This is a genomic window from Blastomonas aquatica (assembly GCF_014639875.1).
Lineage (GTDB): Bacteria > Pseudomonadota > Alphaproteobacteria > Sphingomonadales > Sphingomonadaceae > Blastomonas > Blastomonas aquatica.
In genome coordinates, this window is record NZ_BMGD01000001.1 from 64,068 (window position 1) to 83,507 (window position 19,440).

Consider the following 19,440-nt stretch of genomic DNA (forward strand, 5'->3'; position numbering starts at 1 on the left):
ATCCGCGTCGCCGTCATCGCAAGGTCACCTGTGCACCAACCTGTGGACAGGAAATATTTGCGTCATGACCAAATGCCCACTTGCGCTTTTGCGGCCCGGCTTTTGAGCGCGCGTCGCGCCCTGTCACGCTGCGTCGTCAGCGACGAAACGAATCCCCGATACGACGAAGCGTTGGCATGGTTAATCATTTACCCCCTTGCGCCAAATTCAGGATGGGCCACTATAGGTGGTGGAAGATAAGGGCGGGGCATACCAATAACAGTGGGTAACGGTTAACGCGGGCACAGCGATGTGATCGCGCGTCAAGGGGGTTTTGGCCCTTTTCCGGCTAACTGTTGGGGATAAGTTTTCCCCCGCTCAACCCTACAAGATGCTATACGGAACGCTTGCGCTCCGAGTCGAACATTAGCGGAACAAACATCCGCCCAACAGGTTACGGGGACGTCATGGATTTCAGAGATACGGTCAAAGGCAACGCAGGCGATATGGGTGAATCAGATGTACTGGACGCAGCCGAAAAGGCAGGAATTGCAACCGCGACAGGCGCGTCCTCAGGCGCAGGCCTTGCGTCGGGCGAATCCAGCGCTGACGAGCTGGCACTGATCGCGATGGCCGCGACTCAGGCTGCCGCCGCGCTGCCCGCCGATGTGCGCGACAGCAAGACCGTCGAAGAGCGTCGCTTCACGATTCAAACCGACAACAGCCGTGATGCGCTGCTCACCGATTTCGGCAAGGAAACGCTCGAAGACCGCTACCTGCTGCCCGGCGAGAACTATCAGGACCTGTTCGCGCGCGTCGCCGATGCCTATGCCGACGATCAGGCGCATGCCCAGCGATTGTATGACTATATCTCCAAGCTGTGGTTCATGCCCGCGACCCCGGTGCTGTCGAACGGCGGCACGGGCCGGGGTCTTCCGATCTCGTGCTATCTCAACAGCGTCGATGACAGCCTCGAAGGCATCGTCAACACCTGGAACGAGAACGTCTGGCTGGCCTCGCGCGGCGGCGGCATCGGCACCTATTGGGGCAATGTCCGCGGCATCGGCGAACCGGTCGGCCTCAACGGCAAGACCAGCGGAATCATTCCGTTCGTCCGCGTGATGGATTCGCTGACGCTGGCGATCTCTCAGGGCTCGCTGCGGCGTGGTTCGGCGGCGTGCTATCTCGATGTCTCGCACCCCGAGATCGAGGAGTTCCTTGAAATCCGGAAGGCCTCCGGCGACTTCAACCGCAAGGCGCTGAACCTGCACCATGGCGTATTGCTGACCGACAAGTTCATGGAAGCGGTGCGCGATGGCGCCGATTTCGACTTGGTCAGCCCCAAGGACGGCAGCGTTCGCAACACGGTGAACGCGCGCGCTCTGTTCCAGAAGCTCGTTGAAACCCGCCTTGCCACCGGCGAGCCGTACATCGTGTTCAACGACACCGTGAACCGGATGATGCCCCGGCATCACCGCGAGCTCGGCCTCAAGGTCTCGACCTCGAACCTGTGCAGCGAGATCACGCTTCCCACGGGCCGCGATCACCTGGGCAACGACCGCACCGCGGTGTGCTGCCTGTCGTCGCTCAACATCGAGACCTGGGACCAGTGGCACGACGACAAATTGTTCATCGAGGACATCATGCGTTTCCTCGACAACGTGCTGCAAGATTATATCGACCGCGCCCCGCCCGAAATGGCGCGCGCCCGCTACAGCGCGATGCGCGAACGCTCGGTCGGCATGGGCGTGATGGGCTTCCATTCGTTCCTGCAGGCGCGCGGTCTGGGCTTTGAATCCGCGCTCGCCAAGTCGTGGAACATGAAGATCTTCAAGCACATCGCCGCCAAGGCATCCGAAGCCTCGATGATGCTCGCCAAGGAACGCGGCCCCTGCCCCGATGCCGCCGATCAGGGCGTGATGGAACGCTTCAGCTGCAAGATGGCGATCGCGCCGACCGCGTCGATCAGCATCATCTGCGGCGGCACCTCGGCGTGCATCGAGCCGATCCCGGCGAACATCTACACCCACAAGACGCTCTCGGGCAGCTTCGTGGTCAAGAACCCGTATCTGGAAAAGGTGCTGCGCGAAAAGTCGAAGGATTCGACCAATGTGTGGAACACGATCCTCGAGAAGGGCGGCAGCGTCCAGCATCTCGACTTCCTGAGCCAGGAAGAAAAGGACACTTTCAAGACCAGCTTCGAGATCGACCAAAGGTGGCTGCTCGAACTGGCAGCCGACCGCACGCCCTATATCGACCAGGCGCAGTCGCTGAACCTGTTCATCCCCGCCGACGTCGACAAATGGGACCTGCTGATGCTGCACTTCCGTGCATGGGAGCTGGGCATCAAGTCGCTCTATTACCTGCGTTCCAAGAGCGTCCAGCGCGCAGGCTTTGCCGGCGGCGTCGAGGCCGACAACACCATCGAGGCGCCCAAGTTCGAACTGGGCGAGACGACGGATTACGACGAATGCCTGGCCTGTCAGTGACGCAATCCCCTCCCCGTTCCCCGGACGTGATCCGGGGTCCAGGGCGAGATTGCACTGCATCCGCATTTCGTACCTGATTTGAGTTTTTAACGCACAATGGATGCCGCCGCGCATCCCTCCCTCTCCCATCGCGAGAGGGACCAAGGAGTAACCGCACATGTCCCTTCTCGAAGCCCGCACCCAGTACAAGCCTTTCGAATACCCCTGGGCCTATGATTTCTGGAAGCGCCAGCAGCAGATCCACTGGATGCCCGAGGAAGTGCCTCTGGGCGAGGATTGCCGCGACTGGGCGCAGAAGCTGACCGAGCATGAGCGCACCTTGCTCACGCAGATCTTCCGCTTCTTCACCCAGGCCGATGTCGAGGTGCAGAACTGCTATCACGACAAATACGGCCGCGTGTTCAAGCCGACCGAGGTCAAGATGATGCTGACCGCGTTTTCGAACATGGAAACCGTGCACATCGCCGCCTACAGCCATCTGCTCGACACCATCGGCATGCCCGAAAGCGAGTACGGCATGTTCCTCGAATATGAGGAGATGAAGGCCAAGCACGATTACCTCGCCGAGTTCGGCGTCGACAATGACGAGGACATCGCGCGCACGCTCGCGATGTTCGGCGGCTTCACTGAAGGCCTGCAGCTGTTCGCCTCGTTCGCGATGCTGATGAACTTCCCGCGCTTCAACAAGATGAAGGGCATGGGGCAGATCGTCAGCTGGTCGGTGCGCGACGAAAGCCTGCACTGCGAGGGCATCACCAAGCTGTTCCACGCGTTCTGCGCCGAGCGCGGATGCCTGACCAAGGCGGTGAAAGAGGACATCATCGACTGCTGCCAGAAGACCGTGCGGCTGGAAGATGCGTTCATCGATCTGGCGTTCCAGGACGGCCCCGTCCACGGCATGACCGCCAAGGAGATCAAGCGCTACATCCGCTACATCGCCGACTGGCGCCTGGGCCAGCTGGGCTTCCAGCCGGTGTACATGATCGAGGACCACCCGCTCCCCTGGCTCGCCCCGCTGCTCAATGGCGTCGAGCACGCCAACTTCTTCGAGACCCGCTCCACCGAATATTCCAAGGGCGCCACGCGCGGCAACTGGAACGACGTCTGGAGCGCCTTCGACAAGCGCCAGAAGAAGGGCGCGGCCAACGAGGTCGCGGTGATCGACGACAGCGAGGACATGTTCAAGCAGGCGGGGATCGCTGCGGAGTGAGGCATTGTGGGCGTAGTTGCTAAAAGAAACTGTCCTTATTGTAGAACGCAAGATGTAGCGTTCACTGCAAAGTCATCTTGGAAATCTGAGAATGATGGAAACAGAGCACTTTTTATCTGCGGTGCTTGTTCAGAAGGCGTTATTTGGGAATGGAGTGGGGGTGCTGACCCCTGTGGGTACAATGGCCATATAAGCTCACATCGCATAACTTTGTTGAGGCAATGGCCTGATGAGGCCTCTGGAGCCGCACCTGCCGATACACCACCAACTACCTCAAGATATTTTGAGCAAGCTACCGCTAGCCTGATAAACGGACACTTCGATGCTGCAGCTATGATGTTTCGAAAATGTTTAGAATCGGCAACAAAGTTGCTAAGTCCTGAATCCACCTCTAAGTCATTATACAGTCGTATAGAAGCTCTTGTTGCTAAAGGCGCACTGACTGAAGACATGGGTAAATGGGCCCATGAAGTACGCTTAGGTGGCAACGATGCAGCGCATGATGACGAGCCTTTCACCATATCTGAAGCAGAAGAATTACGAAATTTTATCGAGAATTTTTTGAGGTATGCGTTTACATTGCCTTCTGCTGTACATCGGCGCGCAAAGCCGGGGTTGGTAGAAGAGTGAAATCGACTGGCGTTCTCGGTCCAATAAACGTTTAAGGGCCTCGCCATGCCAGTCGTCTTTCGCTACAATGGCTTTCACTTCCACTTCTTCGCCAACGAGGGCAATCCTCGCGAGCCAGTGCATGTCCATGTTCGCAGAGGCCGCGACAATGCGAAGTTCTGGCTTTGGCCCGAAGTCGCACTGGCGTATAATCTCGGCTTCTCTCCTGCTACGTTGCGCGAGCTGTCGATGATCATCGAAGGCAGGCGCGGGCAGATCGAAAGGGCATGGAATGACTTTTTCTCCTGAACCGCTGGCCGTGCGCTTCGATGAGGATTCGATGTGGATCGATCTGGAAGACGGCCGGACTTTGGGTATTCCGCTGGCCTGGTTCCCTCGGTTGCTGCACGCAACGCCAAAGCAGCGCGAGAATTGTTTTCTCAGCCGCGCAGGCCTTCATTGGGAAGAACTGGACGAAGACATTTCCATCGCTGGCCTGCTCGCTGGGCGCGGAGACCAGACCCGGCCAAAGCAAGCAGCGGCCTGAAACTTTCAGCTCGCCGACCCATGCACCATTTCGGTTTCATTCTTGCCGGAAATGCGTCGCGCGCGCGCGTTTAAGACCGATTCGGACCAGCCTTTTCTGAGTGTGCCGCCGCCCTTTGCTAGGCTGCCCAATCAACAGGAGAGTGATCAATGCCCCAGTTTATCGTCAACACGCAGGTCCAGTCGAACGGCGACCACGAGGTGCACAACAAGACAACAGGATGTTCGTACATGCCAGCCGCAGCCAACCAAAAGGATTTGGGGATTCACACGAGTTGTCATGGTGCAGTAACGGAGGCCAAGAGGACCTACAACCAGTCAAATGGATGTTATCATTGCTGCAATGCATGTCATACCCAATAAGCTAATCGCTTCGTGGCCTGACGCCCCCCACAGGAATAAGTTGCACCTCTCCCGCCCCCTCCCCTAACCTCTGAGCCACGGCGCTCGCGCCTTTGGGGGGATGGACACACCAGCATGAGCTTGCCGTCGGCGGCATTGTTCGGGCTTGCGATGATCGCGCTGCTGTTTGCGGTGGCGGCGGTGGTCGAGGGGCGTGCGGGGCTGGCGGTGCGGCGGCCCTGGCTGCGGCATGGCGCGTATACGCTGGCGCTGGGCGTCTATTGCTCGAGCTGGACCTTCTATGGCGCGGTGGGCAGCATCGTGCGCGATGGCTGGCAGTATCTGCCGATCTATCTTGCCCCGATCTGCCTGTTGCTGGGCGCGCCGCGCTTTTTGCGGCGGCTGGCGCATGCGGTGGCCGAAGAGCAGGCGACCACGGTGTCCGATTTCATCGCCGCGCGCTTTGGCCACGATGGCGGGGTTGCGCGGCTGGTCACGCTGATCGCACTGGTTGGCACCATTCCCTATGTCGCGCTGCAGTTCCGCTCGATCGGCGGGGCGCTGGCCTTTGCCTCGGGCCGCCCGATTTCCGAGGCGACAATGATCGGCGCGGCGGCGCTGCTGGCGCTGTTCGCAATCCTGTTCGGCGCGCGCCGGTACGAGCTGGCCGGGCGCAGCGAGGGACTGGTCTATGCCATCGGGCTTGAATCGGTGATCAAGATCGTTGCGCTCACCGCGGTGGCAGGAGTCGCGGTAAGCCTGCTGATCAAGGCCGATGCAGCAGCAGTCAGCGATGGCATGACGCTGCTTGCCGCCAATTTCCAGCCCGAGCGGCTGTCGGTCGATTTCGGCGTCATCTTCCTGATCTCGATCATGGCGATCATCGCGCTGCCGCGGCAGTTCTATATGGGGCTGGTCGAGGCGCAGGAGCCCGGATCGCTCGACCGCGCGCGCTTTGGCCTCGCGGCGTATCTGGCGGTCATGGCGCTGATGGCACTGCCGATCGCGCTCGCCGGGGCCAGCCTGATGCAGACGGGCGCTGATGGCGCAGGCGCGGACCTGTATGTGCTTCAGGTGCCCGCGCTGGGCGGCAGCAGCGCGGTGCTCGCACTCGCGCTGATCGGAGGGATCAGCGCGGCGGCATCGATGGTGATCGTCGATTCGACCGCGCTGGCGACCATGGTCTCCAACGATCTGATCTTCCCCGCCCTGCTCCGCACCCGCCAGCCCGATGGCGCCGAAGGCGCGCTGGGCAAGCGGATGCTGCAGGTCCGGCGGCTGTCGATCCTGGGCATCGTGATCGCCGCGCTCGCCTGGGCGCTGCTGATCCCGGCGCAGAACACGCTGGCGTCGATCGGCCTCGTCGCCTTTGCCGCGATGGCGCAGTTCACCCCGCACTTGATCCTGGCGACGCGCGCCAACGGGCGCGATGCGCTGGCGGCGCGAGTCAGCCTGAGCATCGGGTTCGCGCTGTGGCTCTACACGCTGGCGCTTCCGCCGATATTGCCTCCCGCATGGGCCGAGGCGCTGGCGGGCAGCCTGCTCGATCCGCTGCGGCTGTTCGGTATCGGCAATGCCTCGCCCCTGGTGCACGGCGTCGCGTGGAGCCTGGGGTGCAATCTGCTCGCCTACAGCGTCGTCGCCGCGCGCAAGGTGCAGACACCACCACTGCTGTGGACACTGCGCGGGCAGCAAAAGATCAGCGATCTCGATGACCTCGCCCGGCTCACCGCAAGCTTTGTCGGGCAGGAGCGTGCGCATGCCGAGTTTCCCGATGCCGCCCCCGGTGTTCCGATCACCCGCGCGGCGGCGCAGCGTGCGCGCGACCTGATCGCGCGCGTGGTCGGGGCTTCCTCGGCGCGCGCACTGGTCGCCTCGGCACTCGCAGGCAGCCAGATGAGCCTGGCCGATGTGACTAGATTGCTAGGCGAGCGCGGCCAGTCGCTGCGTTTCTCGCGCGAGCTGCTGGCTGCGACCTTCGAGCATGTCGATGCCGGGATCAGCGTGGTCGATTCCGAGATGAACCTCGTCGCGTGGAACAGCCAGTATCTCAACATCTTCGGCTATCCAGCCGTGCTGGTCCGCGTCGGTACGCCGATCGCCGATCTGATCCGCTACAATGCGCGGCTGGGCGATTTCGGGTCGGAGGGTGTCGAGCATCATGTCCGCAAGCGCTTGAACCACATGCGGCGCGGGCAGCCGCACAGCTTCGAGCGGCAGCGCAAGGACGGCCGGGTGATCAAGACCGTCGGTGGCCCGATGCCCGGCGGCGGCTATGTCACCAGCTTCACCGACATCAGCGACGAGGCGCGTACCCGCGACGAGCTCGAACGTACGCTGGCGCAGCTCGAACAGCGCGTCGCCGAACGCACCGGCGAATTGAGCGCCGCCAACCGCCAGCTGGCTGAGGCGACGCGTGACAAGACGCGGTTCCTCGCCGCCGCCAGCCACGATCTGCTGCAGCCACTGCATGCCGCGCGGCTGTTCACCGCAGCATTGTCGCGCGATGCCGAGCCGAACACCCAGATGCTCGCAGGCCGGGTCGACAGCGCGATCAGCGCCGCCGATGGCCTGATCCGCGCACTGCTCGATATTAGCCGGCTGGATGCAGGCGGGGTGGAACCCAGCCCCGAGCCGGTCGCACTCGCGCCGTTCCTGACCGATCTGGCGCAAAGCTTCATGCCGATGGCCGATGCCAAGGGCTTGGCCTTGCGGATCGGCGCGCTGCCCGGCGATGTTCACACCGACCCCGGCCTACTGCGCTCTGTCGTGCAGAACTTCCTCTCCAATGCGCTGCGCTATACGCAGCACGGCGGCGTGCTGATCGGCAGCCGTCGTCGCGGGGACCGGGTGCGGATCGATGTCTACGACACCGGCGTCGGCATCGCGCCCGAGCAGATCCATGACATCTTTACCGAATTCACCCGGCTGGGCGAGGTCGAGGCCGATGGGCTGGGACTGGGCCTCGCGCTCGCCGAACGGATCGCGCGGCTGCTGGGCGGGGCGATCTCGGTGCAATCGGTACCTGGAAAGGGTAGCCGGTTCAGCCTGTCGCTGCCGCTGGGCGCGCCGCAGATCGCAGCAGCAGCGCTTGCCCGCGCGGTCCCCACAACGTCGCCCACGCGCGCGCTGCATGTGCTGGTGGTCGACAACGACCCGATGATCGTCGAGGGCACGCTGTCGATGCTGGCGAGCCTGGGCCATCGCACGACCGGCGCTGCCGATCCGGTACAGGCGCTGGCGGCTGCCGGGCCGTTCGATGCGGCGCTGATCGATTTCCATCTCGGCACCGCGACCGACGGGCTGGCGCTGATCGCGGCGCTGCGGCTGCAGCACCCGGGCCTGCCTGCAGCGCTGGTCACCGCGCAAGGCTCGCCCGAACTGGTCCGGCGCGCCGGTGCATTGAGGGTGCCGGTGATCGCAAAACCGGCGGCGGCGGCCGACATCGAGGGATTTCTGGCAGAAGCTGCGGTCCCGCCCTGACATCAATGCCTGAGGTTTAGCCCCAGCGAGCGCGCGACCAAGGCCGCCTGGGTACGGTTTTGCACCCCCAGCTTGCGCATGATCACGGTCATGTGCGCCTTCACCGTCGCCTCGCTCATTCCCAGGTCGTGCGCGATCTGCTTGTTGAGCTTGCCGTCGAGCACCTCGAGCAGCACCCTGAGCTGAGTCGGGGTGAGCGAGGCGATCTCCTGCTGCACCGCTTCGTGCGGGCCGCTTGGCGCGGGCTTTGTGGCACGTCCTCCGAGTGCCCGCGCTATGGCCTGCTCGATGGTGTCGAGGTCGCTGTCCTTGGAAAGGAACCCGATCGCCCCCAGTTGCCGCGCTTCATCGGCGACGCCTGCCCCTTCAGCGCTCGAGACGACCAGAATCGGCACCTCGGGCCTTTCGGCATGCAGCAGCGCGATGCCGGAATAGCCGATCGCGCCGGGCATCTTGAGATCGAGCAGGATCAGGCGCAGCCCATCTGCTGCAGCCGCCGCGCGGGCAGCGGCAGCGAGCGTGCCGCATTCCAGAATCTGGGCCTGCGGTGCCACCCGGGTCACGGCAAGCACGAGCGCCTGCCGAAACAGCGGGTGGTCATCCGCGATCAGGATCGTTTCTATTTTGCGTCTGCCGGTTGCGGTCTTTCGCTCAAAAGATGATCGACAACCGCAGGATCGGCAAGCGTCGATGTATCGCCCAGATTGGTGAGGTCGTTCTCGCCGATCTTGCGCAGGATGCGGCGCATGATCTTGCCCGAGCGGGTCTTGGGCAGCGCGGGGGTGAACTGGATGATATCGGGCGTTGCAATCGGGCCGATTTCGCGGCGCACCCATTGCACCAGCTCGCGGCGCAGCGCCTCGTCAGGCTCCACCTCGACATTGGTGGTGACGAAGGCATAGATGCCCTGCCCCTTCACATCGTGCGGCATTCCGACAACGGCAGCCTCTGCCACCTTGGGATGCGCGACCAGCGCGCTCTCGATCTCGGCGGTGCCCATGCGGTGGCCCGAGACGTTGATGACATCATCGATCCGCCCGGTGATCCAATAATAGCCGTCGGTATCGCGCTTGCAGCCGTCGCCTGTGAAATACAGCCCCTTGAAGGTGGTAAAATAGGTCTGGAAGAACCGATCGTGATCGCCCCACACGGTGCGCATCTGGCCGGGCCAACTGTCGGCGATGGCAAGGCAACCCTCGCCAGCGCCTTCGATCACCTGGCCTTCGGGGGTCAGCAGCAGCGGCTTGACCCCGAACATCGGCATCGCGGCCGAGCCGGGCTTGAGCGCGTGCGCGCCCGGCAATGGCGTCATCATGCAGGCGCCGGTCTCGGTCTGCCACCAGGTATCCACGATCGGGCAGCGGCCCTCGCCGACGACGCGGTGATACCACTCCCAGGCCTCGGGATTGATCGGCTCGCCCACCGATCCCAGCAGGCGCAGCGTCTTGCGGCTGGTCTTCGTTACCCAGTCATCGCCCTCGCGCATCAGCGCGCGCAACGCCGTCGGCGCGCCGTAGAAGATCTCGACGCCGAATTTGTCGACAACCTGCCAGAAGCGCGAGGGATCGGGCCAGGTCGGCACGCCTTCGAACATCACCGTGGTCGCGCCCATCATCAGCGGGGCATAGACGACATAGCTGTGCCCGGTGACCCAGCCGACATCGGCGGCGCACCAGAAGATCTGGCCGGGGCGGTAATCGAACACGTATTGGAAGGTCATCGCCGCCCAGACGCTGTAACCGCCGGTGGTGTGCAGCACGCCCTTGGGCTTGCCGGTCGAGCCCGAGGTATACAGGATGAACAGCGGATCCTCCGCGCCCATTTCCTCTGCCGGGCAGTCCGCCGATTGCGCAGCGACGCCGGTGGCCCAGTCGATGTCGCGCCCCTCCACCATGGCCACGTCTGCGCCGGTGCGCTTGAGAACGATGACGGTGTCCACCGCCTCGCAATGATGGCCAAGCGCGGCATCGACATTGGCCTTGAGCGGCACGCGCTTGCCCGCGCGCAAGCCTTCATCTGCCGTGACGACGATGCGGCTGTCGCAATCCTGGATGCGCCCTGCGAGCGCCTCGGGCGAGAAGCCCGCGAACACCACCGAATGGATCGCACCGATTCGCGCACACGCCAGCATTGCCACGGCGGCTTCTGGCACCATCGGCAGATACAGCGTCACCCGCTCGCCGCGCCTGACGCCATGCGCTTTCAGCAGATTGGCAAAGCGGCAGACCTGCTCGTGGAGTTCGCGATAGGTGATCGCGCGACCGGCTTCGGCTGGATCGTCCGCCTCCCACAGGATGGCGACGGTATCGCCACGTTCGGCCAGATGCCGGTCGAGGCAGTTGGCGGCGAGATTGAGCGTGCCATCGCCAAACCAGCGGATGCCGAAATCCGCCTCGTTGAAGCTGGTTTCCTTGACGGTGGAAAACGGCTTGATCCAGTCGAGCCGCGCAGCCTCCTCGCGCCAGAAGGTATCGGGATCGTCGAGCGACATCCGGTAACGCTCGTCATACACCGCTGCGGTGACAAGGGCGTTGTCCGCCCAATCTGTGGGCACGGGATAGATGCTGTCGGCCATGTCGTCTCTCTCCTGGCTTGTCGTTGGCAAGGTCTTGGGCGCTTTGCTGCTACCATACTAGCCTTCTGCGACAAGGGCCGGACCTTAGACAAAGGTCGTACGCATGAGACCATGGTCCAGATGGCGCGCGATCCGCTTTGAGCAAACACTGCACCGACAACCGGGAACAACCCGGACCTGCGTTTCAGGAGAGGTGCAATGCCAAAGGCCAGACGCCCGCTATGGCTGATATTGCTGGGAACCAGCGTGCTGGTCGCGCCGCAGACCGCGTTTGCCCAAAGCACGCTGGACCAGAGCACCCAGAGCACCCGCGAAAAGGTGCTCGAGGAACGATTACTCAAGCTCGAGGCCGAGATGGCCGCGCTACGCGCCGATCTGGGGGCCACGCGCAGCGAGCAGGCGCAGACCGCCGTTGCGGCGAGCCAGGCCGCAGTACGCAGCGAAGAGACCGCCACCAAGCTCGCCACGCTGGAAAGCAGGCCCGCCGGTCCGGCAGAAGGCTTCCGCGTCGGCAGCACGACCTTCAAGCTGGGTGGGTTCGTCAAGGTGGTCGGCATAGCAACCCGTTATGATGACGGCGAAGTCCCCGGCGGATCGCTCGGCAAGGAATTCTACCTCCCACAGCAGATCCCGGTCGGCGGCCAGAGCAGCCGCGACATCATCGGCCACGCCCGCCAGACCCGGCTGGCATTCAGCGCCTCCACGCCGCTTGGCGACAAGGATCTGAAAAGCGTGATCGAGTTCGACTTTGCCCTGGCGGCCGCGCCGCTGGGGGCGCAGCGGGCGACGAACCCCTATGTGCCAACCTTCCGCCGCGGCTTCATCCATTATGGCAACTGGCTGATCGGCCAGGAATGGACCACCTTTCAGAACCCGGCCCACCTGCCTGAAACCACCGATTTCGTGGGGCCGATGGACGGCGCGATCTTCGTGCGGCAGATGATGATCCAGTACAGGCAGCCGCTTGGCGATGGCCTTGATCTGTATCTCGCGGCCGAGAACCCGCAGACCGAAACCGAATCAAGACTGTCTCCCGCGCTGGTCGATAACGACCAGGACCGCATCCCCGACCTCGTCACCAAGCTTGCGTACAAAGGCACATTCGGTGACGTGCATATCGCAGCACTGGTGCGCCAGCTGTCGGTTCAGAACAATGGCGTGGGCGACACCGCGTTCGGCTGGGGCGTGACAACGGGCGGCAAAATCCCCTTCGGGCCAAAGGGGCGGCACGACCTGCGCTTTCTGGCCACTTATGGCCATGGCATGGGCCGCTATTTCACCGTAGGTTTCGCTCCTGACGCCATTTATGACGCGGCCGTCGATAACCGGCTGCATGTCGTGAACAATTTTGCCGGGTTTGCCGCGCTCAAGCTCGGCTGGACCCCGACGATCCGCTCCACCTTGATGGTGGGGTATCAGCATGTCGATTACCCCACCGGCATCATCATACCAGGGATGAGCAACCTCGAAGCCTATAGCTTTGCGGGGAACCTGTTCTGGTCTCCGGTCAGGAATCTGGATTTCGGCATCGAGTATCGCCACGCTCAACGGGAAGTCGTCAGTGGCCTGAAAGGGCAGATGGACCGGGTCGAGATGGCAGCGAAATACACCTTCTAAAGCAACAACCAAGGAGTGGGGATGATGGCGACACAACCAGTGGATGCACTGCCAAAGCATCACAAGGCAACGCAGGGGGAGAAGATGGTCATCGCCGCTTCGTCCCTGGGCACGGTGTTCGAATGGTATGATTTCTACCTTTACGGGCTGCTTGCGACCTATATCTCGGTGCAGTTCTTCTCGGGCGTCAACGAGACCACCGGATTCATCTTCGCGCTCGCAGCTTTCGCTGCAGGCTTTGCGGTGCGACCGTTTGGTGCGATCGTCTTCGGGCGGATCGGCGATATGGTCGGCCGCAAGAACACGTTTCTGGTGACCATGGGGATCATGGGGCTGTCGACCTTCGCGGTCGGCCTGCTCCCCAGCTATGCCTCGATCGGGGTTGCCGCTCCCATCATCCTGGTCGCGCTGCGGCTTGCCCAAGGCCTGGCGCTGGGCGGCGAGTACGGCGGCGCTGCGACCTATGTCGCCGAGCACGCTCCCGAGGGCAAGCGCGGGCTTTACACCAGCTGGATCCAGACCACGGCGACCTTCGGGCTGTTCGCGGCGCTGCTGGTGGTCATCGGCATCCGTTATGCGCTGGGCGAAGAGGCGTTTGCCGCGTGGGGCTGGCGCGTACCGTTCCTGATCTCGATCCTGCTGCTGGGTGTCTCGATGTGGATCCGGATGCAGCTCAACGAAAGCCCGGTCTTCCAGAAAATGAAGGACGAAGGCACCACTTCAAAAGCGCCGCTCACCGAAGCGTTTGCCAAATGGGGCAACCTGCGCTGGGTGATCATCGCGCTGCTGGGCGCGGTCATGGGCCAGGCGGTGGTCTGGTACGCTGGCCAGTTCTATGCGCTGTTCTTCCTCGAAAAGACGCTGCGGGTCGATGGCGCAACGGCCAATATCCTGATCGCGATCGCGCTTGCCCTCGCCACGCCGTTCTTCGTCTTCTTCGGCTGGCTATCGGACAAGATCGGCCGCAAGCCGATCATCCTGGGCGGCTGCGCACTGGCGGCGGTATTGTACTTCCCGCTGTTCGGCGCACTGACCCAGGCCGCCAACCCCGCGCTCGCCGAAGCGCAGGCCGCAGCCCCGGTGACGATCACTGCGCACGCTGACGAGTGCTCATTCCAGTTCGATCCGGTGGGCAAGAACACCTTCGAAAGCACCAGCTGCGACATCGCCAAGACCTATCTCGCCAAGGCGGGCGTCAGCTATGCCAATGTCGAGGCCGCTCCCGGCACGATCGCCACGGTCAGCGTGGGTAGCACGGTGTTCACCGCGCCCAATCCTGCCAGCCTGCAGGGCGACGACAGGAGGGCCGCGATCGCGGCGTTCCAGGGCGAGTTGAAGGCTGGCTTGGTTGCGGTCGGCTATCCCGACAAGGCCGACAATGCCCGGATCGACAAGGTGGCGGTCGTCGCCATACTGTGGGCCTTGGCGATGCTGGTGACGATGGTTTACGGGCCCATCGCCGCGCTGCTGGTGGAACTGTTCCCCAGCCGCATCCGCTATACCTCGATGTCGCTGCCCTATCATATCGGCAATGGCTGGTTCGGCGGCTTCCTTCCCACCACGGCTTTCGCGATGGTCGCTGCCACCGGCAACATCTACTACGGCCTGTGGTATCCGGTGGTGGTGGCAGCCGCAACCGTGGTCATCGGCCTGCTGTTCCTGCCCGAAACCTTCCGCCGCAATATCGACGACTGACCGGGCCATCCCTCCACTTCAATCCGGCAAGAGCGCTTCGTCTTTACCGACGGGGCGCTTTTGCTTTAGAAAGTGCACACTTCAAAAAGCCCCGGATTTACCTTCGGTTATCGTCTGGGTGGCATAACCTTGGTCTCGATTTACCCTTGGAGGCGCCCAGGATGCACATTGGACGACACGACATGCTGACGGGCGCGGCGGCGCTGGGCAGCATGGACTGCCGTCTGGTCACCGGCATCCCCCCCGAGGTCGACACGCTGGCGGCCGAAGCGCCACAGGCGCTGCATTTCCTGCGCGAGGCCTGGTTTTCCCGGGGGGATCCTGGAGCGCTTTCGACACTGGTCGCAAGACGGTGTGATGGCAGCCCGGTGCTGGCGCTGCCGCTGCGGTCCATCGGGCCCAAGCTGCTGCGCGCGCGCGCGATCGCCGGCAGCTACTGGCCGTTCCGAAGCATTGCCATGGCGACAGACACGACAGTCGACGACATTGCTGGCGTGTTCGAAAACCCCATTGCGCAGCGCGCAATGGGGCCGCTGTTGAGGCTGGGACCGATCTATGACAGCGATCCGCTGGCGGTGATGATGGTCGAAGCGGCGCGGACGAAGGGCTGGAGCGTCCTTGTCCGTCAGATGGGGCAGACCTTCATCCAGGACATCGTCAGCGCCGATGGCACCACCGCATGGCCCAGTGCCTCGCGCCGCAGGAAAATGCGCAGGTTTGCTACAAAGCTGGCGGACCATGGGCCGGTGACGATGCGCATCGTGCGCGGTGCCGACTGGTCGCGCCAGGTGTTTGCCGATCTTGCGCGGATCGAGGCGCACAGCTGGGTCGGCACACGCACCGACCGCAGCGGCGCAAAGTTCCTCAACCCTGCGATGATGGCACATTGGCAAAGCGCGGTCGCCGATCCGGCCATCGCCGAAATGCTGGCCGCAGCTATCCTTTATGTCGGTGACACGCCGATCGCCTTTTCACTCGATCTGACCACAGGGCCGCTGCAGTACGGCATCGCCAGCAGTTACGATCTGGCCTTTGCCGCGTTTTCCCCGGGCCAGATCATCACGGTCCATGCCGCCGACGACAGCATCGCGCGGGGTGTTCGCCAAATCGACTGGGGCTCTGGCGATAGCGGCTACAAGCAGGATCTGGGCGCGAAGCCCGGCGCGCTCATTCATGACATGCTGATCGTACGCAACCTGCAGATCGCGGCTCTGCTTCGACCCAAATGGGAGGAAACCACAGGATCGACCACGCGGGCGCTGGCAACCGGGCTGACCGAAGCGCTCAAGGCATCGCGCTGGCCGTTTGCGCGGTTTGCTGCCAACTGAGACCAGCGCCGCAGGGGCCGATGATCGGCACCGCGCCCAAATCCAGATCAAAAGCTGCCGGCCCCGCGCAGCCTGCAACAAAGGCATGGCGCGAAGGCTACCGAAACGATACCATTTGTCGCGTTTCAAAACACCTCAGGGTCGCGGTGTCGTCAAATTCAGAATTCTCTTTCATAATCTGAACAATCTGATAAGGCAGATGAGCTTACGTCGCATGCGACGGATAATCGGCAGCTTTATGCCACCTCTTATCCCTTTCTAGCACTACTGAAGCCGGGATGCGCCGCTGTTGGTGCATGCCCGTCATACTTGGGATAAAGGATTATCCATATGACTACCGGAACCGTGAAATTTTTTAACGCCGACAAGGGCTATGGCTTCATTGCGCCAAATGATGGCGGCGATGATGCGTTCGTGCACATTTCAGCCGTCGAACGCGCTGGAATGCGTACGCTCGACAAGGATCAGGTCGTTTCTTACGAACTGGAAACCGATCAGCGCGGCAAGACCTCTGCAGTGAATCTTCAGGCTGCCTGATGAGTACGAGGCAGTGTGGCCAATGCGGTCCCGCTGCCTCGTTTCCCTGCAGAGCTAAGTTAACTGGAGGTAAAATATGACCGATCCAAACAGTCGTCCGTTCCTTATCAATAAGGATGCCGATGGTAATGTCCGGCTTACGGTGCGCTCAACCCGTTACAACTCCCAGGGTTACCCGCTGGTAACTGCGCTGTTGCAGGAAGAGCTGTTCAAAACTGCAACTGCAGCGCGTGCGTTCGCGCAGGAGCATTTCGGCGCTCGCCCGGGGGATTACGCAACAAAGTAGCATCAACCGGGGTCTGCCGACGTTCCAAAGGCTTTTACGGAAGCAACAGAGACGAGTCCCCGTAGGAATAAAAACGATATTCGTTTTCAACGGCATAAGCGTAAGCCGCTTTCATCACATCAAGCCCCATCAGTGCCGAGACCAGCATGAACAGTGTCGAACGCGGCAGGTGGAAGTTGGTCATGAGGCCATCGACCGCCCGAAAACGATAGCCCGGGGTGATGAAGATCGAAGTGTCGCCCTCGAACGGCGCGATCTGGCCATTTTCGCGCGCAGCGCTTTCGATCAGTCTGAGCACCGTGGTGCCCACCGCGATCACCCGGTTGCCACGCCCCCGCACCGCGTTGAGCCTTGCTGCGGTGTCGGCATCGATCCGGCCCCATTCCGCATGCATCTGGTGATCGGCGGTGTCGTCGGCCTTGACCGGAAGAAACGTCCCTGCGCCGACATGGAGCGTCAGCATCGCGTGTTCGATACCCGCATCGGCCAGCCCGGCCATCAGGTCATCTGTGAAGTGCAGTGAGGCAGTCGGCGCTGCGACCGCGCCGTCCTTCTGCGCAAAGCGGGTCTGGTAGTCTTCGCGGTCGGCAGCATCGATCGCGCGCTTGGCAGCGATGTAAGGCGGCAGGGGCATGGTGCCTGCCCGCTCGAGCAGCAGCTCGACCGGATCGGTGCCTTGAAACGCTAGCGTGATCGAGCCATCGGCGCCCCGCGCCTCGACATCTGCGAAAACGTCCGCGCCGAAATCGATGACATCGCCCAGCCGCAGCCGCCGCGCGTTGCGGACAAACGCCTGCCAGCGGCGCAAATCGATCCGCTTGTGCAGCGTCGCACCGATCCGCGCCCGCCCGCCCAGTTTGACGCCGTCAAGCTGCGCCGGGATTACGCGGGTGTCGTTGAACACCAGGCAGTCACCGGGATTGAGCAGCCCGGGAAGATCGCGGACATGCGCATCGGTCATGCCATCGCCGCGTACGCAGAGCATTCGCGCGGAATCACGCGGGCGCACCGGGCGCAAGGCAATGCGTTCGGGAGGAAGCTCGAAATCAAAATCATCAACGCGCATTGTGCCGTTTGCCTTAGCCTTACCCTCCGCCCCCGCGTACGCGGGGGTCCCGCTTTAACGACTATGGTTGCGATGCAAGCGGGACTCCCGCTTTCGCGTGAATGACGATGGAATGCAACGAAGCCCTGCCGCTCAGTTGCTGATCGGCGCGTTCAGATCATCAACCGAGATCGCACGCTCGGCAGGCTGCGCTGCGGCGGCATAATTCGGCTCGGGCTTGTTCTGCGTCTTGAGCGAAGCCTGCAAGATGCGGGCGGGTGCCACAGGCGGTTCGCCGCGCGGGATGATGTCGACATACTCCATTCCAGCAAACACCCGGCCCAGGTTGGTGTAGCTGTTGTCGAGCGAGAAGCGGGGATAGAAGACGATGAAGAACTGGCTGTTGGCGCTGTTGGGATCCTGTGCGCGGGCCATCGAAAGGCTGCCGCGCAGATGCGGGAACTTGTTAAACTCGGCTGCAACGTCGGGAAGGTCCGATCCGCCGGTGCCGGTACCGGTGGGGTCACCGGTCTGCGCCATGAACCCTTCGATGACGCGATGGAAGATGACGCCATCGTAAAAACCCTGCTGGGTCAGTGTCTTGATCCGCTCGACATGATTGGGCGCAATCTCAGGGTACAGCTGGATCGACACCCGGCCACCGGTCGAAAGATCGAGGTACAGGATGTTGTCAGGCTCGGCCTTGTCGGGCGCAGGGATGACGGGAAGCGCAGCGGTAACGGATGTCGCGTCCGTTGCAGCCCCGGAATCCTTGGCGTCTTCGGCAGCGTCCTCTGCCGCCTCTTCGGCTTCCTCGACAGCCTTTGCATCGGCCTTGGCCTGCTTCGCTGCGGCCTTTTCAGCAGCGCGTTCTTCCTTCTGGCGTGCCTTTTCCAGCCGCGCCGCTTCCTTTTCGCTGGCTCTCTGCTGCTGTTCTGCCGATTGCTCGGTGGCTGGTGCGCCCTGGGCATGCAACGCGAGCGGCGAAAGCAGCATCGGCACGAACAGCAAGGCAGCAAGCGATTTGAACATCTTGGGCATAAAGGCAGGCATTCCTGTTACAGTCAGGCGGGGTATAAAACGGAACCCGGCGGCGATCAGTGCCCGGCTATAGCCAAAGCATCTGAGCCTGTCATGAATGAACTGCGTGGTTGCAGGCGGCTGTGTGGTCAATCACCCTTGAGGCCGATTTCGCGCACCCGCTTTTCGACATCGACCCGCACCGCATCGGTGACGAACCGGTTGATCTGCCCGCCATAGCTCGCGATCTCCTTGACCAGTCGCGAGGCGATCGGCTGCAGCGAGACGTCGGCCATCAAGAACACCGTCTCGATGCGGTGGTTGAGCTGCTGGTTCATCCCCGCCATCTGGTATTCGTACTCGAAATCGGCGACCGCGCGCAGGCCGCGCACAATCATGCTGGCACCTTCGCGCTCGGCAAAATCCATCAGCAGCGAATTGAACGACACGACATGGATCGCAGCGCCCATATCGGCGGTTTCGCGGCGGACCATCGCCATGCGCTCGTCGACGCTGAACATCGGGTTCTTGGACGGATTGGTGGTCACGCCGACCACCAGCCGATCGACCAGCTTTGCCCCGCGCCGCAGAATGTCCATATGCCCCAAAGTGATGGGATCGAATGTTCCTGGATAGACCCCGATACGCATGCTGGAATTCCTTGTTGCAGAATTGGCGC

General features: G+C 62.5%; 16 protein-coding genes. 11 read left to right on the plus strand and 5 right to left on the minus strand.

The features are described 5' to 3' along the window. The first annotated feature begins 446 nt into the window (after positions 1 to 446). The 6 genes from IEW00_RS00315 to IEW00_RS00340 all read left to right on the plus strand — a co-directional run bounded on the left by IEW00_RS00315 (position 447) and on the right by IEW00_RS00340 (position 8,658). Positions 447 to 2,468, plus strand: a complete 2,022-nt coding sequence (locus IEW00_RS00315; RefSeq protein WP_373282542.1) for a ribonucleoside-diphosphate reductase subunit alpha — start codon at positions 447 to 449, stop codon at positions 2,466 to 2,468. A 157-nt stretch (positions 2,469 to 2,625) separates the two neighbouring features. Next, entirely contained in the window at positions 2,626 to 3,678 is a 1,053-nt protein-coding gene (locus IEW00_RS00320; protein ID WP_188512382.1) for a ribonucleotide-diphosphate reductase subunit beta, read from the plus strand. A 6-nt stretch (positions 3,679 to 3,684) separates the two neighbouring features. Beyond that, positions 3,685 to 4,308, plus strand: coding sequence for a DUF4145 domain-containing protein (locus IEW00_RS00325; RefSeq protein WP_188512383.1), 624 nt, complete (start codon positions 3,685 to 3,687; stop codon positions 4,306 to 4,308). A 45-nt stretch (positions 4,309 to 4,353) separates the two neighbouring features. Next, a complete protein-coding gene (locus IEW00_RS00330; protein WP_188512384.1) occupies positions 4,354 to 4,596 on the plus strand; it encodes a DUF4160 domain-containing protein in 243 nt (80 codons plus the stop codon). Further along, a complete protein-coding gene (locus IEW00_RS00335; protein WP_188512385.1) occupies positions 4,580 to 4,834 on the plus strand; it encodes a DUF2442 domain-containing protein in 255 nt (84 codons plus the stop codon). The genes IEW00_RS00330 and IEW00_RS00335 overlap by 17 nt, the downstream gene beginning before the upstream one ends. Positions 4,835 to 5,310: 476 nt before the next feature. Continuing rightward, positions 5,311 to 8,658 (plus strand): PAS-domain containing protein, encoded by a 3,348-nt coding sequence (locus tag IEW00_RS00340; protein ID WP_188512386.1) that lies wholly within the window; start codon positions 5,311 to 5,313, stop codon positions 8,656 to 8,658. 2 nt (positions 8,659 to 8,660) lie between these two features. On the opposite strand, the gene IEW00_RS00345 is transcribed toward IEW00_RS00340, so the two are convergent. Together IEW00_RS00345 and acs are read right to left on the minus strand one after the other, a co-directional pair. Continuing rightward, complete coding sequence (locus tag IEW00_RS00345; protein WP_188513031.1) at positions 8,661 to 9,281, minus strand: response regulator transcription factor; 621 nt, start codon at positions 9,279 to 9,281, stop codon at positions 8,661 to 8,663. Then, entirely contained in the window at positions 9,278 to 11,233 is a 1,956-nt protein-coding gene (gene acs / locus IEW00_RS00350; RefSeq protein ID WP_188512387.1) for an acetate--CoA ligase, read from the minus strand. The genes IEW00_RS00345 and acs overlap by 4 nt, the downstream gene beginning before the upstream one ends. 198 nt (positions 11,234 to 11,431) lie before the next feature. Between acs and IEW00_RS00355 the strand changes: the two genes are divergently transcribed. The 5 genes from IEW00_RS00355 (at position 11,432) to IEW00_RS00375 (ending at position 16,696) form a co-directional block, all read left to right on the plus strand. Further along, positions 11,432 to 12,850 carry a DcaP family trimeric outer membrane transporter gene (locus tag IEW00_RS00355; protein WP_229736725.1) on the plus strand — a complete coding sequence of 473 codons (1,419 nt, stop codon included), beginning with the start codon at positions 11,432 to 11,434 and terminating at the stop codon, positions 12,848 to 12,850. Between the two features lie 24 nt (positions 12,851 to 12,874). After that, positions 12,875 to 14,545, plus strand: a complete 1,671-nt coding sequence (locus IEW00_RS00360) for an MFS transporter (protein ID WP_188513033.1) — start codon at positions 12,875 to 12,877, stop codon at positions 14,543 to 14,545. Between the two features lie 161 nt (positions 14,546 to 14,706). Then, positions 14,707 to 15,873 (plus strand): GNAT family N-acetyltransferase, encoded by a 1,167-nt coding sequence (locus IEW00_RS00365; RefSeq protein ID WP_188512388.1) that lies wholly within the window; start codon positions 14,707 to 14,709, stop codon positions 15,871 to 15,873. A 330-nt stretch (positions 15,874 to 16,203) separates the two neighbouring features. Further along, the gene (locus tag IEW00_RS00370; RefSeq protein WP_188512389.1) at positions 16,204 to 16,410 is read left to right on the plus strand and encodes a cold-shock protein; all 207 of its coding nucleotides are present in this window, start codon (positions 16,204 to 16,206) and stop codon (positions 16,408 to 16,410) included. 76 nt (positions 16,411 to 16,486) lie between these two features. Beyond that, a complete protein-coding gene (locus IEW00_RS00375) occupies positions 16,487 to 16,696 on the plus strand; it encodes a hypothetical protein (protein WP_188512390.1) in 210 nt (69 codons plus the stop codon). 34 nt (positions 16,697 to 16,730) lie between these two features. On the opposite strand, the gene queA is transcribed toward IEW00_RS00375, so the two are convergent. From queA to coaD, 3 genes are all read right to left on the minus strand, one after another. Next, on the minus strand, positions 16,731 to 17,762 hold the full coding sequence (gene queA / locus IEW00_RS00380; protein ID WP_188512391.1) for a tRNA preQ1(34) S-adenosylmethionine ribosyltransferase-isomerase QueA: 1,032 nt from the start codon (positions 17,760 to 17,762) through the stop codon (positions 16,731 to 16,733). 132 nt (positions 17,763 to 17,894) lie between these two features. Further along, complete coding sequence (locus tag IEW00_RS17650) at positions 17,895 to 18,461, minus strand: peptidylprolyl isomerase (protein WP_229736795.1); 567 nt, start codon at positions 18,459 to 18,461, stop codon at positions 17,895 to 17,897. 449 nt (positions 18,462 to 18,910) lie between these two features. Further along, positions 18,911 to 19,411 (minus strand): pantetheine-phosphate adenylyltransferase, encoded by a 501-nt coding sequence (gene coaD / locus IEW00_RS00390; protein WP_188512392.1) that lies wholly within the window; start codon positions 19,409 to 19,411, stop codon positions 18,911 to 18,913. Positions 19,412 to 19,440 lie beyond the last annotated feature (29 nt).